We start from the raw sequence: 16,197 nt of genomic DNA, 5'->3' as shown, positions 1-16,197 counted from the left end.
GACGAAGGGCGGCGAGACACCCGCTCACGCGAATACCCCGTGCACATACCACAGCGGATCGGGCGTCTCGCGATCGTACAACCCGTGCCGGAAAATCCAGTACCGCCGCCCGCGCACATCCTCGACCCGGTAATAGTCGCGCGTCCGTACCTTCGCCTGTCCACGCCGCCACCACTGCGCCGCGATCCGCTCCGGCCCTTCGAAACGGATCACGTCGTGCAGCACCCGCCGCCAACGAAAGCGGTGCGGCGGGCCGTCGGGAACTTCGGCCATCACCTCGATCCGCTGCGGCGGGTCGAACAGGTGGATCGGACGCAGCGGCGGCTCGCCGATTTCGGGCGTGTCCCATGTGATCGGGGCCGGCGTATCGATCGCCGGCATTGTCAGCACCCCCTGTTCGGGCAGATGGCTGTCGCCCGGACAGACCCGTGCGATCCGCCCGCGCCCCAGCCGGGTGGTCAGCCGGTCGACCAGCGCCGCCATCGCCTCCTCGCTGACCGTACCGCCCTCCAGCTGCAATTGCGTGGGTGCCAGCGGTTCGAGCGCGGGAACGCTCATGCGGATCATGTCGAAACCGAACCCCGGATCGATCGGGTCGGCCAGTGCATCGATCCGTTCGTGGAACAGCCGCACGATCGACGGCGGATCGCGCAAGGGAAGTCCGCTTTCGACCGCCAGATCGCGCAGCGCGCCATCGGCCCGGTAGAGCCGTACCGCAAAACGCCGCCCGCCGCGGTCGCGCGCGGTCAGTTCCGCCTCCGCCTGCGCCGCGAGTTCGCCGATCGTCGCCAGCACATCGGCATCGCGCGCGATCGGTTCGACGAAGCGCCGTTCGAAAAACAACGCCGGCAACGCCCGGCGCGGCCGCAGCCGCTGATCGGCATCGCCCAGCAACCGGGCCAGCGCCGCCACCGTCTCCTCGCCGAAACGTGCCGCGATCGGCGCGGTCGGGCGGCTGGCCAGATCGCCGATGGTGCGCAGGCCCGCTCGGCGCAGCGCGACCGCGATCTCGTCGTCCAGCCTGAGCGCCGCCACCCCCAGCCGCCGGATCGCCGCCGCCTCGCTCGCCGCCGGTGCGCTCTGGAACCGGGCCAGTGCCTGCGCCGCATCGGGCGTGTCGGCCAGCGCGTGGCGCAGCGCGCCGAACCGGGCAAGCCGCGCCTCGACCTCGGCGACCAGCGCGCCTTCGCCACCGAACAGATGCGCACAGCCGGTGATGTCGAGCGTCACCCCGTCACCGCCATCGAGGGCGACCAGCGGCGTGAACCGGTCGCAGGCATCGGCGATCCGCTCCAGCCAGCCATGATCGGCGAACGGATCGGCATCGACCACCGCCAGTTCGGGCAGTTGTGCCCGCGCATCGGCCAGCGCCATGCCGGGGGCGATCCCCTTGTCCAGTGCCTGACGATCGACCGAGGCGATGCGCAGTGCGCCGCGCACCATTTCGACACAGACGAACGGCGCATCATCCGGTACGGCGCAGGGGGATTGGCGCAGCAGCCGGTCGGCGGGCAGGAACGGCCACCACAGCGCCAGATGGCGCCGACCGCTGGGTCGGGCTGGTGAAGACGGCTTGCTCACGGTTCCACTCCACTTGCCAGCGGCCATCGGCACCCCGGCCGCGCTGACGCAATAATTCGAGGTCGAAGGTCGGGTGGCCCGGCGCGTTGGCGGGCAAGGGTTGCGACGCGCACGACCGCACCGCCCAGCGGGTATCGGCGGCACTCGCCACCGGCGTCGCCGCGATGCGCAGCAACAGCGCCGCCACCCCGCTTTCCTCCGCCGCCAGCGCGAGGCGGCGGCTGGCGGTCAGGTCGAGCACCTTGGGATCGCGGTGCAATTCGATCACCGCCACCCCGACTCCGGCACAGCGCACGACATCGGCGGCGGCGCGCAGGACCGACAGCGCGTCGGGCAGCAACCCCAGCAGCAGCCGCGCCGGGTCCAGCCCGATCTCGACCAGGCCCGGCGCATGCAGGTGCCCGCCGCCGCGTACCGCCGATTCCTCGCGCAGCCAGACGATGCCGCCGCCCAGCCGGATCGACAGCATGCCCGCAAAACCGGTGGCGCTGCCGGCATCGCCTGCCTCAACCGCGAATATCTCGTGCAGCCGCCCGCGCGCGACTCCACCGTCCAGCGCGGCGTCGATATCGCCATGCCCGGTCGCGACTCGCACCGCCTTGCCCGTCGGCGCGCGCCGCTCCATGGCGGCGACTTGACGCTTCAGCGCGGACAGGATGGGCGACTCTGCGTTCATGATTTGTTCTATATCCCCCAACCGCTATGGAGTCGTCAATCCGGTTGGGCACGATGTTGACGAAGGTGCCACGTAAAAGGGTTTTCTTGGCATGTTCGCGGGTACTTGGTTACCCGACCGGCAGAGGCTCGACGTCGACCGACACGTGCATCGTCTGCGCGCCCGACCCCAGCACCACGCCGTCGATCGGCGCGATGTCGGCATAGTCGCGACCGATCGCCATGACGACATGATCCTCCGCCATCCAGATGCCGTTGGTCGGATCGACCCCGACCCAGCCGAGCACCGGCCCGGCCCATACCAGCACCCACGCATGGGTCGCATCGGCCCCGACCAGCCGCTCCTGCCCCGGCGGGGGCAGCGTGCGCAGATAGCCCGAGCAATAGGCCGCAGGCAGCCCGGCGCCGCGCAGGCCCGACAGCATGATCTGGGCGAAATCCTGACACACCCCGCCGCGCTTGGCGAAGGCTTCGGCGGGTGGCGTATCGACCAGCGTCGCGGTCGGATCGAAGGCAAAGTCGCGCTGGATACGCCGGGCAAGCGCGATCGCCGCGTCGAGGATACCGCGATCGTCGGACAGGTCCTCGGCACACCATGCCGCGATGTCGGGCACGATCGGAACGTGCGCGGAGGGGAACAGATAGCTCACCGGACTGGCCGGGCCGGCATCGTTCACCCCGGCCGCCAGCGTGCGGATCTCGGCCAGCGTCGGGTCGCCCGGCGATGCGAACGGGATCGGTCGCTCGACGCGAACCGTCGCCCGGCTCTCGATCGTCAGCGTGCGTTCGGGGCGATCGACTTCCAGCCGGGTGACGTTGGCCAGCCCCGCCTGCGCGCGTGCCGGGGCGGTCCGACCGCCCGGTTCGACCAGCAGCGCATAGTCCTCCAGTTCCTGGCCCGACCACAGGATCGGCCGCAGCCGCAGGTTGCAGCGCGCGAACCCTGCCGCCTCGGCATAATCGAAGCGCGTGATGTGGCGGATGGCATAGCGCATCATGCGAGGGTCAACCCGGCTTCGCGCAACGCCTGCGCACCCTGCAGGAAATAGCGGGTGGCGATCGCATCCGAAAGTAATTGCAATTGCTGATTTATTTCCAAAACCCAGCCGCGGTCGAGGCGGTTGGCGGAGCCCATGGCGATGCCGGCGGTCAACCGGGCCGCGATGCGTTGTTGCGGTTCGGCGATGCCGGCATCGTTCAGGACTGGCAGCTTGCACAGATGCTGGACGATCGTATCCACCTGAAACGCGATCCCGCGCGGATTGCCGGGGTCGAGCGCGATCAGGTCGATCACCGGCACCCGCGCAAAGCCGATCAGATAGCGCTGGCGATAGCTGATCTGGCTGTCGGCAAGGTCCAGCAGCGTCGACAAATCCTCGGCACTCGCCCGGCGCAGATCGACGGCCAGCAGCGTTCGCGTCGTCGCCATCGCCCGTTCGATCCGCCGGCCCAGATCGTGGAACCGCCACGCATCGGTCCGCCCCATATGTTCGGCCGACAGCCCGGCCAGCGCGGCATAGCGACGCTGCAACGTGCCCGCACGGTCGAGCAGCGTGCCCGTGGTCGGATGCGGCGCATCGAGCAGGCGCACCATGTCCACCGACAACCGGTCGCGCGAGACGCCGCCGATACCGGTCGCCATGCGGTTGATCGCGCGGACGCTGCCCCAGCTGTCGACCGACTCCATCGCCTCGCGCCCGAAATCGACCAGATCGCGGCGGCGGTGGCTGGGCGGCGGCGCGGCGGCACCGGTGTCGGCGATGATCTTCACCAGCCGCTCGACGGTTTCCGGGGCCAGCGCCGCGCCGGTATCGGCCGAGATCGAATGGCCGAACAGCACGCGGATGACGCCCAGCAACGCCTCGCCCCGCTCCAGATACCGGCCCAGCCAGAACAGATTGTCGGCGACCCGGCTGGGCAGCGTGCCGGGATTGCGGCGCAGTTCGACGCTGTCGGCACGTTGCAGCAGCGACACCGGCGCGACCGGATCGGGGCCGTGGACGATCACGTCCGCCGACCACGACCCCTCGCCCATCACCGCCGCGCGGGCATCGGGCTGGTCGCCGATGCGGACGAACCCGCCGGGCAGCACCACCCAGCGGCCATCGGCACCACGCGCGGCAAAGACCCGCAGCGAGAAGGGGCGCGGCTGCAGCCCTTCCCCGCACGCGGTCGGCATGGTCGAGAGTTCGGCAACTTCTTGCCCCACATAATCCTGCGGACGCAGCACCATCGCCGCCGCCAGCCGCGCGCGGGCATCGGCGTCGAGCGAGGCACCAAGTACCGGCCCCGCCAGTTCGGGGGTCGTCCCGGCAAAGGCGGGTCCGACCACCAGCTGGTCGAGCGAGGACAGCACGTGATCGCGGTCCGCCGCGCGCCCGCACCACCACGTTCCGATCGACGACAGACGCGGTGCCCGTCCCAGCAGCCTTTCGCCCAGTGCCGGCAGGAACGCGGCGAAGGCCGGCGATTCGAGCACGCCCACCCCCGGCGCATTGGCGATCACGACATTGCCCGCCGCCATCGCGTCGATCAGGCCGGGCACGCCGATCGTCGAATTGGCATCGAACGCCAGCGGGTCGATCAGCCGCGGATCGATCCGCCGCCACAGCGCGTCGATGCGTTTCAGGCCGGCGATCGTGCGGACATAGAGCTGGTCGTCGCGCACCGCCAGATCGGCCCCCTCGACCAGCAGGAACCCGAGGTACCGCGCCAGATGCGCCTGTTCGGGATAGCTTGGATTGAGCTTGCCCGACGTCAGCAGTCCGATTCGCGGTTCGGCCCGGCGACAGGCAGCGGCGATCCCCGCCCGCATCGCCGCGAAGAAAGGCGCATGGCGTTCGATGTTGAGTCGCGACGGCAGCCCGCCCAGCGTCCGCCCCATCGCCAGCCGGTTTTCGAGCGCATAGCCCGCCCCCACCGGCACGCGGACATGATCGGCCAGCACCCGCCAGCACCCATCGGGGCCACGACACAGATCGGCGGCGACGAAATGCAGCTGATGCCCGCCCGGCGGCACGACCCCGACCATTGGCCGCAGGAACAGCGGCGATCCGGTGACCAGCATCGCCGGCAAGATACCGTCGGCGACCAGCTGCTGATCGCCATGGATATCGGCGATCACGCTTTCGAACAGGTCGGCGCGTTCCGCCATCCCCTCGGCGATGGTCCGCCATTCGTCGGCACCGATCAGCAGCGGGACCGGCGACAGCGGCCAGCGGCGTTCCTCGCTCTCACCCGCCGCGCGATAGGCGGTGCCGATATCGTCGGCATGGCGCTGCGCCCGTTCGCGCGCGGCGGCGAGGGTACTGCCCGGCAGCCCGGCCAGTTCCTCGAACGCGACCTCCCATGCCGCGCGGTCGCCATCGGTGGCGGCGGACAGCATGTCGCCGTGCGGCGCGCGGGCGCGATATTCGTCCAGCCAGCGCCCACTCGTCGCGCCGGCATCGAACCGTCCGTTGATCGCGCTGCTGGCCATAGCGTTTCCCAAATCCCCACCATTCCCAAGCACGCGGGCGGCGCGGGTGCAACCGGTTTGCGGGGATGGGTGCGGATGCGAAGGGTTTCTCCGTGCATCAGGTGATCGACGGACCTCTTCCTCCCCTCCCTGGAAGGGAGAGGATGGAGGCGGTCGGGCTGTCAGGCGGGATCGACATTCAGTTCGCTGGACGCAGGAATAGCGTTCGATCCCTGTTCGTCACTCCCACGCAGGCGGGAGTCCATAGACGCCAGCGTCGCGGATCCAGCCAAGCCCTCGGCGTCTATGGATTCCCGCCTGCGCGGGAATGACGAAATTCCGTGGGTATCGCTGAATGTCGATCGGCCTTGGAGAAAGCCACGCTCGCTAACGGGCCAACCCACCCCCGCCCCCTCCCTTTCACGGAGGGAGCCGCTCCGGCTTTACGCCGCCGCCAGCCGCTGCTGCATCCGATGGACTTCGTTGGTGCCGCTCTCGCCCGGACCGGTGAGCCGGAACCGGGCCACCTCGTTCGCCAGCACCTCGGCCTCCTGCGCCAGTGCGCGGGCGTCGGCGGTGGCCTGTTCGACCATCGCGGCGTTGCGCTGGGTCACATTGTCCATTTCGGAGACGGCGGTATTGACCTGCTGCAAGCCCGTCGACTGTTGCGAGGCCGAGGTGGCGATGCCGGAGACGAGGCTGCTGATCTCCCCGATTCGCCCGATGATCCGTTGCAGCGCCTGCCCCGTCGCATTGACCAGATCGACGCCGACATCGACCTGTTCGGACGATGCGAGGATGCGGGTCTTCACGTCCTTGGCCGCTTCGGCCGAACGCAGCGCCAGCGCGCGGACTTCGGATGCGACGACGGCAAAGCCCTTGCCCGCCTCCCCCGCCCGTGCCGCCTCGACACCGGCGTTCAGCGCCAGCAGGTTCGTCTGGAACGAGATGCCATCGATGACGCTGATGATCTCGCTGATTTCGGCCGACGACCGCTGGATACCGCCCATGGCGTCGACCGCGCGGCGGACGATCTTGCCCGATTCCTCCGCTTCGCCCCGCGCCTCGCCGACGATGCGATCGGCGCGCGACGCGCCTTCGGCGGTTTCGCGAACGGTGCTGACGATCTGGTCCATCGCCGCAGCGGTTTCCTCAAGGCTCGCCGCCTGCTGTTCGGTACGCTGCGACAGGTCGTCGGACGCCTGACGGATATTGCCCGTTCCGATGCGGATCTGCTCGCCCGACCGGGTGACCATGCCCAGCGTCTCGCACATCTGCTGGCGCATCGCTTCGAAACTGTCGGCCAGCGCCTGATATTCGCGCGGCAGTCCGCTCAGCGATACGGTCAGATCCCCCTGCGCCATCCGGTCGAACGCGACGCCGCAGCGTTCGATGACGGCCCGCCGTCCGGCCTGCTCCGCCTCGAAATAGGCGGCAAGCGCGATGTCCATGTCGATCAGCGACGCCTTGACCAGCGCGGTCGCCGCCCGGGCGCGCGCCCGCGCCCCGAACGGCCAGCCGATCGGTCCCAGCACCAGTCGCGGCAGGACATGCTCCAGCATCCGCGCATAGCCGCTGATATACCAGGTCGGTGCCAGCCCGATCCGGGCATGGACCTGCCCGATGTTCGATGCGGCGGCGGCATAGTCGCGGTTGATCGGTCCCGAAAACAGCTTGCGCCAATGTTCGAGCTGCTTGTCGCGGGCATGGTCCATCCGGGCCTGCGACTGGAACATGACACGGATCGACGGCGTCGCCGCGATGTGCCGGTACAGGCCGGTCAGCGCAGCGGGCGCATGCCGTTCGATCGCACGTTTGACCCTGGGGAACGCACCGTAACTGCGTTCGTCATAGGCAAAGGCGGCCAGTCTCTTGTCGAAGTCGATCTCGTCGGTTGCGCTCACTGTCGGTACCCTCCCGTACCGAAACAGCTAACGATCGAAGGTTAACGTCGCGTAGCCTGAAATCCCGATAGGTTGCCCAAGTCCCGGTAATTCTAAGATTTCTCGACGAATCTCACACCGGTGTCGCGGCACGGCGCAGCCGGTCGTTGATCGCGGCACCCAGTCCGTCGTCCCGAATCGGCGCGACCGCGATTTCCCTCGCCGTCGACGCATCGGCAATGTGCAGCAGGTCGAACAACCGCGCCGCCGCCTCGACCGGATCGCCGCTCGCCGACAGCGTATCGTCGCCCGCGACCGGACCGAAACCGATCAGCCATTCGCCGGACCGACGATCGGTCGCGTTCAGCCGGACCGGCTTCGACGGGGCATAATGGCTGGCGAGTTGTCCCGGTGCCTCGATCTCCGCCCCCGCCCCGCCGATCGGCATGGCCAGCAGGTCGGCGACCGCGGCGCGCGTCACCGGGCCGGGGCGCAATTCGCGAACCTGCCCGCCGACACAGGCGATGATCGTCGATTCGATGCCGCGCAGCGTCGCTCCGCCATCGATGACCAGCGGGATGCGCCCGTTCAGACTGCGCAGCACATGGTCGGCACGGGTCGGGCTGATCGATCCGCTGGCATTCGCCGAGGGCGCAGCGAGCGGCCGCCCGGTCCTTTCGAGCAACGCCTGCATCGCATCATGCGCCGGCACCCGGATCGCGACGGTCGGCAGTCCGGCGGTGACCAGCGCGGCGATCCCCGCCCCGTCGCGCATCGGCAGCACCAGCGTCAGCGGTCCCGGCCAGAGCGCCCGGGCCAACCGCAGCGCATGGTCGTCGAACACCGCCAGCGCCTGCGCGGCCGCCATCGTCGGCACATGGACGATCAGCGGGTTGAAGCCCGGCCGCCCCTTTGCGGCATAGATGCCGGCGACCGCGTGCGAATCGGTCGCGTCGGCGGCGAGGCCATAGACCGTCTCGGTCGGTACCGCGACGCAGCCGCCGTCGGCGATCACCGCCGCCGCCGCGTCGATCGCCGCGATGCCGTACGGTAAGGTGACGGTGGCGATGCGGGCGTTTGAAGCGGTCATGATTTGGGCGCTATACCGGCAAAAACACGTAATCGAGAGAGGGCAAATGGAGCTGATCCCCGCCACCGCCGAACAGCGTTTCGTGCTGACCCATGCCGCCGGGATCGAGGAACTGGCCGCCGACGCGCGATTTGCCGATGCGACCCCCGACATGCTCGATGCGATCCTGACCGGGATCGGCGAATTCGCCGCCGGCGAATGGCGGCCGCTCGACCGGATCGGCGACACCGTCGGCGCGCGCTGGACCCCCGACGGGGTGGTGATGCCCGACGGCTATCGCGCCGCCTATCAGGCCTATGTCGCGGGTGGCTGGGGCACGATCGGGTCGCCCGCCGATGTCGGGGGGCAGGCGATGCCGTTCGCGGTCGCGACCGCCGTGCTGGAGACGCTCGGCACCGCCAATCTCGGCTTCGCGCTGGCCCCAACGCTGACGGTCGGCGCGATCGAGGCGCTGACCCATCACGGCAGCGCCGACCAACAGGCGCGCTATCTGCCGAAACTGGCGACCGGCGAATGGACCGGCACGATGAACCTGACCGAGCCGCAGGCCGGATCGGACGTCGGCGCGCTGACGACGCGCGCCGATCCGGTCGGCGACGGCAACTGGCGGATTCGCGGCACCAAAATCTATATCTCGTTCGGCGACCACGACATGGCCGATAACATCGTCCATCTGGTGCTGGCCCGCACGCCCGGCGCGCCGGCGGGGACCCGCGGAATCTCGCTGTTCCTCGTGCCCAAATTCCGGCTCGACGCCGATGGCCATCCGGGGGAGCCGAACGATATCCGCGTGGTGTCGATCGAACACAAGATGGGGCTGCACGCCTCGCCCACCTGCGTGCTGTCGTTCGGCGATACCGGCGATTGCATCGGCGAACTGATCGGCGCGGAGGGCGCGGGGATGCGCGCGATGTTCACGATGATGAACAACGCCCGCCTCAATGTCGGTCTGCAGGGGGTGCAGGTGGCGGAGGCGGCGACCCAGCGCGCCGTCGCCTATGCCCGCGATCGCGTCCAGTCGGCGCGGGCCTCGTCGGGCGGCGCGCCGGTCGCGATCATCGAGCATCCCGATGTGCGGCGGATGCTGTTGCGGATGACCGCGCAGACCATGGCGGGGCGGGCGCTGGTCTATTATGCGGCGGGACAGGTCGATGGCGCGACGCTGGGCATCGTCGGCGCGAAGGCACGGCTCGATCTAGTGACGCCGCTGGCCAAGGCACACGGCACCGATATCGGTTGCGAGGTCGCAAGCCTCGGCGTGCAGGTGCATGGCGGCATGGGCTATGTCGAGGAAACCGGCGCGGCACAGCATTATCGCGATGTGCGGATCACCCCGATCTACGAAGGGACCAACGGCATCCAGGCCGCCGATCTGGTCGGGCGCAAGCTGTCGGGCGACGGCGGTGCCGCGATCGACGCGCTGTTCGCCGACATGCGCGGCGACGTTGAACATGCCGCGCTCGGCGACCTGCTCGGCGATACGCAGGCAGTGGCACGCTGGATGCTGGAGGCCAGCGTCGACGACCGGCTGGCGGGCAGCTATGCGTTCCTGACGATGCTCTCCACCTGCGTCAGCGGTTGGCTGCTGGAGCGGCAGGGGCGTGCGCTGGCCGGCGTGGACGACGCCGACTTCGCCGCGCGCAAGCGGGCCGCCGTCACCTTCTACCTCGACCGGATCGTTCCGGAGGCGCGTGGCCTCGGCATGGCGGCGATGGCGGGTGCCGGCGGGTTGTACAGCCTCAGCGCGGAGCAGTTCGCGGCGGGCTAACCGTGCCAGTCGATCCAGTGGCCATAGGCATGACAGGTCGCCAGATGCCGGACAATGCCGTCGGGATAGGTGGTGAGCGTCAGATGCACCGCATCGCGGGCGTCGGTCCATTCGAACCCGATGCGCGCCAGCGGATAGTCGGTGGTCGCCATGGCCTCGGTCACCGCCGCCCGCGTCGCCGGGCTGCAATATTGCAGCGCCATCGTGTGAATCACGACCCGGCACATCCCATTTGCAGGCGGACGGGCCAGTTCGGCCGGCAGCCAGCGCAGGATGTCGTCGCACGCGATCTGCGGCGGCACGTCGCTGGCGATCGCCAGCGCATGGCGCAGCCGTTCGGCGCGTTCGGGTTCGTCGGCCCAGACATAGGCCATCAGCCGTTCGCGCGCCTGATGATCGGCGGCGGCGAGCGGACGCAGGTCGACGCCGCGCGTCGCCACGATCTCCACCGGCCGCGCGACCGGGGGGGACCCGCACCATTCGGGCGCGATCCGCACCGGCGAATCGCTGCGCCCGACCCGCACCCCGCCCAGATCATAGGCATAATGGCCGAGATTGAGGTTCAGCCCGGCACTCGCGCCCAGTTCGAGCAACTCGACCGGCAGGTCGTACAATCCGCGCAGTGTCATCAGCGCCGCCATGACCGCGCCGGCGCGCCCGACCTCGTTGGTCTGCGGCGGCTGCTGCATCCAGTCGGCGATGAAGCCGTCCGCCGCCGCCATCGCGTCGCCGATCACCGTATCGAAATCACCGGTCCGGGTGGCATAGAGCGCGCCGAGCATCGGATCGTCGCCCCGCCGCGCCAGCGCGTGGAGCGCACCGTTGAACCGCATCGCCAGCGCATCCGCCGCGGCATCGCCCGGCCAGTCGGCGATCAGCGCCGCGGTCAGGGGCGCGCGGGACAGCTGTCGCTCCCCCGCCCCCAGTACCGCCGCGACGAACGCCGAGCCCAGGTCGCGAACGACCAGCGCATATTGCCCCAATGGACCCGGCATGTCCTTAGAACGCGTCCCAGTCGTCGCTCGCATTCACGGCGCGGCGCGGAGCCGGCTCGGGCGGCGCGACCCAGCGGCGCTGCTGCCGGCGGGGCGTGAACGGCGTCACGTTCGACGCCGCGCCGCCATCGATGGCAAAGGTCGCGACCGATCCGGCCAGCGCCTCCGCCTCCGACACCAGCTGCCGGGCCGCCGCCGACGTCTGTTCGACCATCGCCGCATTCTGCTGCGTCATCGCGTCCATCTCGGCGATGGCGACGTTGATCTGGCCAAGGCTGGTCGCCTGATGATCCGACTGGCGCGCGATCGCGTCGATCGACCCGCCGACCGATGCGACCCGTTCGATGATCCGGCCCAGCGCCTCGCCGGTCTGCTCGACCAGTTCGACGCCGGCCTTCACATGGGTCGATGCCGCCTGCACCTTCGTCTTGACCTCGGTCGCGGCGTTGGCGGAGCGTTGCGCCAGCGCGCGGACTTCCGACGCGACGACCGCAAAACCCTTGCCCGCCTCACCGGCACGCGCCGCCTCGACGCCGGCGTTCAGCGCCAGCAAATTGGTCTGGAACGCGATCCCGTCGATCAGGCTGATGATCTCGGCGATTTCGTTGCTGGCGCGTTCGATGCCGTGCATCGCGCCGATCGCCTGCCGGACGATCGCGTCGCCACGTTCGGCCTCGTTCCGCGTATCGACCATCGCGCTGCTGGCACCGGTCGCGGCACCCGCACCCTCGCGGATCGACCGGGTGACCTCGTCGAGCGCCGACGAGGATTGCTGCAATGCCGCCGCCTCCCGCTCGGTCCGCTCCGCCAGGTCCATGGCGGCCTGCGAGATTTCATCGGAATTATGCTTGATGCTGTCGACGGTGCCGCGCACCTCGCCCAGCACGCGGTTCAGGCTGGACGTCGCGTTGTTGAAGTCGTCCGACAGCGCCCGGAACGCGTCAGGCACATCGGCGACGCGGGCGGTCAGATCGGCCTGCGACAGGCTGCGCAGACCGCCACCGATCGCGGTCATCGCCGCCGCCCGGTCGCGATCGTCGGTGACCTTCGCCGCCGCCGTATCGCGGAACACCAGCACGGCGCGCGCCATGTCGCCCAGTTCGTCGCTGCGGCCCGCCGCATCGACGGCGATATCGTGCCGGCCATTGGCCAGATCGGCCATCGCCTGCGTCAGGGCGGTGATCGGTCGCGCGATCTGACGGCTGAGCATGATCGACAGTGCGACGGCGATCCCGATCAGCGCGACGCCGCCGATCGCCAGCGCGATCAGCGCGGTGGTGATCGCGCTTTCCTGCGCCGCGGTATTCGCCTCCATCTCCCCGGTCTCGGTTGCGCGCAACGAGCGCAGCGGCAGTGCGACCTTGCTGACCAGCACCTTCTGCCCCGCGCCGCGCACTTCCTCCTGCGCCGCGTCGCGTTCGCCAGCCTTCACCTTCGCGATCAGCCGGTCGCCCCAGTTCTTGCGCCACGCCAGCGTCTCGCGCCGCGCTTCCTCCAGCTGGTCCTTCTCCGATGCGATTGTCAGCATCTCCGCCAGCGCGGCCGCCGTCTCGTCGAACTCCTGCCGCCCCTCGTCATAGGACTTCAGATAGGTCGGGTCGCCGGTCACCAGAAACCCGCGAAACTGGCTGTTCTGCCGCAGGATCGACGTTTCGAGCGTCAGCGCCTTGGCATAGACGTCGCGACTGTGGTTGTTCCGCTCGGCCGACCGCGCGATCATCATGATGCTGGTGAAGAACACCAGCATCACCACCGCCGCCGACGCGATGACGGCAAGGAACGACAGCCCCAGCTTGCGTGGAATTTTCATGGTTTCAGGTCATCCGTTGCAGGCAGGAATGGCATGATCAGAACCGCGACCGCAGCGTGATGCCATAGGTGCGGGGTTCGGCCAGGAAGGATGAGGTGACGGCGTTGCCGACGCCGAACGCGGGTGCGCCGAAGCGCGTCACCTGCGACACGCTTCCTGCCCCCTGGAACGGCGCGGCAAACGCGACCTGCTGATAGTCGGTGTCGAGGATGTTCTGCCCCCAGAACTCGATCGCCCAGCGCTGTTCGGGTCCGCGCAGACCGATGCGGGCGTTCATCAGGAAGAATCCGTCGAGCCGCTTTTCGGCGAATAGGTCCGATCCGGTGTTATAGTCGCTGGTCAGGCGGCTATCGATGTAGAAGAGCGCGCTTAGGTTGCGACCGACCGGCGGGGTCCACACCGCCGAATTGGTGATGGTGTGGCGCGGTGCGTTCGACATCTGGTTGCCGGGCAACAGGAACAATGCCGCGTTCAGCGGCTCGCCCGCCTCGCTGCCGACCAGATTGTCGCGATACTGGGTGTGGGCATAGGTATAGCCGATGTTGAACGCGACATCGCGTGCCGGATAGGCGCCCGCTTCGAATTCGAACCCCTGGGTGACGACGCCCGCGCCGACCTTGCCCGAACATGCGCCGGTCGCCGAATTGTTGTCGCGATCGGCACCGGCCAGCGACTGGGCGCATGCGCTGATGTTCTGGACGATGAAGTTGGTGCCGTTGAAGGTATTGAGCTGGAAATTGCGGAAGGCCGAACGGAATGCGGCAAGGTTCGCGGTGAATTTCGCCGAGCTGTATTTGACGCCGATTTCCAGCGCCTGCACGGTTTCGGGGTCGAACCGCAGATTGCGCGCCGATGCGGCGGTCGGCGTGGCGAACACCGTCACCGACAGGTCCGAACGGTCGAGATTATAGCCCCCCGCCTTGTACCCGCGCGCATAGGACGCATAGAGCAGCGTGCTCGGCACCGGTTTCCACGACAGCACGGTGGTGCCGGTGACCTGCCCTTCGCTCAGCTTGTCGCGGATCGGCACGCCGGTCAGGGCGGCGGTCGAATTGCCGGTGCAGGTCAACGTGACGATCCCGGCCGCCAGCGAACGCAGCGTCGCGTTGCTGCTGCCGAGCAACGGTGCCATCGCCGCCTGCTGCGTCGGGCACACGGTGTTGTTGTTCAGGAAGCTGGCGTCCAGCGACTTCTGTTCATGCGTATAGCGCAGCCCGCCGGTCAGGCTGAGCGCATCGGTCACCTTGAAGATATTGTGGGTGAAGAACGCATAGTTGCTGCTGGTCTGGTCATACAGGTCGCGGATGCTGCCGAGGTCGTTGAGCGTGCTCAGCCGGTCGATGCCGCCGATGATCTGCGGCCCGACCGCCGGGGTCAGCGCGGCGCGGCCGGTGGCGCTCAGGCACCCGGCGGCCGCCGGATTGCGCAGCGCCGCCAGCGGGTTGATCGTCGCGACGACCCGGCACGCGGCGAACGCGCCATATTGCGTGCCGAAGCGGATATTGTCGGCGACCGTAAGATTTTCGTGCGCGTAATAACCGCCGACCATCCAGTCGAGCCGGTTGTTGAACAGCCCGCCGCTCAGCCGCGTTTCTTGCGTAAAGGTATGGAACTGGCGATAGGCGTTGCCGTCATCGGGACGGTAGGCGATGTCGACATTGCCGTAATCGACGTCGGCGGCACCGCCCGACTTATATTCGCGATACGCGCTGATCGAAATGAGCTGGAGGTTGGACAGGGTCCAGCCGATCCGTGCCGAGCCGCCATAATCGGTCGTGACATTGCTGTAGGCCCGGCCGCGCGTATTGGCGATGCGGCGGTTGTACGGATTGCCGTCGCTGGGCAGCACCCTGCCAAGGCTTTGCAGGATCGACACGATCCGGTTCTGCGCCGAGGGGGCATAGTCGCCCGCCACGCCCGGGGTCGGATCGACCTTTTCCTGCGTATCGACATAGACCGCGCCGCAGCACTTTTCGTCGCGGTGCGTATAGTCGCCGATCAACCGGATCGAGAAATTGTCGACCGGTTTGAAGAACAGCTGTCCGCGCACGAAATAGCGGTTGCGGTCGTTGTAGTCGGTGTCGTTGACGACATCGCGATAGAAGCCGTCGCGCTTGCCGAAAACGCCGTCGACGCGAAACGCCAGCTTGTCGGCAACGATCGGCCCGGTCAGCGCACCGGCAAGGCGCACCGCGTTGAAATTGCCATAGCTCGCCTCGCCATAGCCGCCAAAGTCGAACGAGGGATATTTGGTGTAGATGCTGATCGCGCCGGCCGACGAATTGCGTCCCGACAACGTACCCTGCGGCCCGCGCAACACCTCGATTCGCTCGACCTCGCCCAGATCGTTGAGGCCGGAACCGGTCCGGCTGCGATAGACGCCGTCGATGAACACCGCGACCGAGCTTTCGAGGCCGGGATTGTCGCCGACCGTGCCGATGCCACGCAGGCGCGCCGACGCATTGGCTTCGGACCCGGTCGACGATACGATCAGCGACGGCGACAATTGCGCCATCTGGCGAATGTCGGTCGCGCCGGAATTCTGGAGCGCGGCGGTGCTGTAGGCGCTGACCGCGATCGGCACGTTCGACAAACGCTGCGACCGCCGAGTCGCGGTCACGACGATGTCGGCGGTATTCGCCGACGCTTCCTCGCTGGCAGGGGCATCGGGCTTCTCGCCGGCCTTGGTCACCACGCCGCGCAGCCCCTGCGCCGCGGCCGGACAAGCGACCACGACGCACGCGGTCGCCGCCAGCAGATAGCCCGATTTCCGCATTCCAACCCCCGTCCGCGCCAATAGCATCAGAAACGAAGCAATAGGGGGGTATCGGATACCAGATAGTTAATGCCGGAGAGAGGTAATCAAAAAAGCCGCAAGTTGCGGTAGATGCAATACGGGCGCGAAACGATGTCACCGGTCGACCGGCTGCCGTTTCCG

At 68.4% G+C, this 16,197-nt stretch carries 10 protein-coding genes; 1 reads left to right on the top strand and 9 read right to left on the bottom strand.

What is annotated here, in order from left to right; genetic code table 11:
* Positions 1–24: 24 nt before the first annotated feature.
* From ASE50_RS00590 to ASE50_RS00570, 6 genes are all read right to left on the bottom strand, one after another.
* Positions 25–1,581: a Y-family DNA polymerase gene (locus ASE50_RS00590; RefSeq protein ID WP_056394324.1), complete on the bottom strand. Its 1,557-nt coding sequence runs from the start codon at positions 1,579–1,581 to the stop codon at positions 25–27.
* Positions 1,466–2,257, bottom strand: a complete 792-nt coding sequence (locus tag ASE50_RS18060) for an ImuA family protein (RefSeq protein WP_082438703.1) — start codon at positions 2,255–2,257, stop codon at positions 1,466–1,468. Before ASE50_RS18060 ends, ASE50_RS00590 begins: the two co-directional genes overlap by 116 nt.
* 109 nt (positions 2,258–2,366) lie before the next feature.
* Entirely contained in the window at positions 2,367–3,251 is an 885-nt protein-coding gene (locus ASE50_RS00585) for a transglutaminase family protein (protein ID WP_056395555.1), read from the bottom strand.
* Positions 3,251–5,734: a circularly permuted type 2 ATP-grasp protein gene (locus ASE50_RS00580; RefSeq protein WP_056394321.1), complete on the bottom strand. Its 2,484-nt coding sequence runs from the start codon at positions 5,732–5,734 to the stop codon at positions 3,251–3,253. The genes ASE50_RS00585 and ASE50_RS00580 overlap by 1 nt, the downstream gene beginning before the upstream one ends.
* Positions 5,735–6,156: 422 nt before the next feature.
* Positions 6,157–7,617: a globin-coupled sensor protein gene (locus tag ASE50_RS00575; protein WP_056394318.1), complete on the bottom strand. Its 1,461-nt coding sequence runs from the start codon at positions 7,615–7,617 to the stop codon at positions 6,157–6,159.
* 112 nt (positions 7,618–7,729) lie between these two features.
* Positions 7,730–8,686 (bottom strand): L-threonylcarbamoyladenylate synthase, encoded by a 957-nt coding sequence (locus ASE50_RS00570; protein WP_200909432.1) that lies wholly within the window; start codon positions 8,684–8,686, stop codon positions 7,730–7,732.
* A gap of 46 nt (positions 8,687–8,732) precedes the next feature.
* On the opposite strand from ASE50_RS00570, the gene ASE50_RS00565 reads away from it, so the two are divergent.
* Positions 8,733–10,454, top strand: a complete 1,722-nt coding sequence (locus ASE50_RS00565) for an acyl-CoA dehydrogenase (protein ID WP_056394315.1) — start codon at positions 8,733–8,735, stop codon at positions 10,452–10,454.
* On the opposite strand, the gene ASE50_RS00560 is transcribed toward ASE50_RS00565, so the two are convergent.
* From ASE50_RS00560 to ASE50_RS00550, 3 genes are read right to left on the bottom strand one after another with little or no spacing between them, the layout of a single operon-like run.
* Positions 10,451–11,449, bottom strand: a complete 999-nt coding sequence (locus ASE50_RS00560) for a DUF2332 domain-containing protein (RefSeq protein WP_235512067.1) — start codon at positions 11,447–11,449, stop codon at positions 10,451–10,453. The genes ASE50_RS00565 and ASE50_RS00560 overlap by 4 nt on opposite strands.
* A gap of 4 nt (positions 11,450–11,453) precedes the next feature.
* Positions 11,454–13,259 (bottom strand): methyl-accepting chemotaxis protein, encoded by a 1,806-nt coding sequence (locus ASE50_RS00555; protein ID WP_056394309.1) that lies wholly within the window; start codon positions 13,257–13,259, stop codon positions 11,454–11,456.
* Positions 13,260–13,296: 37 nt separating this feature from the next.
* Entirely contained in the window at positions 13,297–16,035 is a 2,739-nt protein-coding gene (locus tag ASE50_RS00550; protein WP_056394306.1) for a TonB-dependent receptor, read from the bottom strand.
* Positions 16,036–16,197 lie beyond the last annotated feature (162 nt).

The organism is Sphingomonas sp. Leaf5 (assembly GCF_001421155.1).
GTDB lineage: Bacteria > Pseudomonadota > Alphaproteobacteria > Sphingomonadales > Sphingomonadaceae > Sphingomonas.
This window is presented reverse-complemented; position numbering and strand designations above follow the sequence as displayed.